General features: G+C 74.8%; 1 protein-coding gene. It reads right to left on the bottom strand.

The features are described 5' to 3' along the window. The coding region (locus KVS71_RS19485; protein WP_217585346.1) for a dihydrofolate reductase at window positions 1-229 on the bottom strand (229 nt) is incomplete at its 3' end. Window position 230: the final 1 nt, after the last annotated feature.

Below are 230 nucleotides of genomic sequence, written 5' to 3'. Positions count from 1 at the left end.
GGCGGGCGCCCCCCGCCGTCCAGTCCTGCTGGCGGGTCACGAGGATGTTGCCGCGGCCGGGCAGGGGACGGAATCGCTCGGGCAGCGAGTCCCAGGTCTTGCGCCCCATGTCGACCGGCGCGCCCTGGGTGGTCTCCTTGAAGTGCGCCAGATCCTCCGGCACGTACCAGGGCGTGCCGCCCTCGGCGCCGTTCACGCCTCCTGCGGCCACCGCCTCGTAGGGCCCCACC

Origin of the sequence: Microbacterium sp. GbtcB4, assembly GCF_019091465.1 — a bacterium.
Taxonomy (GTDB): Bacteria; Actinomycetota; Actinomycetes; order Actinomycetales; family Microbacteriaceae; genus Microbacterium; species Microbacterium paraoxydans.
The sequence above is the reverse complement of the archived record's forward strand: the minus strand, read 5'-3'. Positions and strand labels throughout refer to the sequence as shown.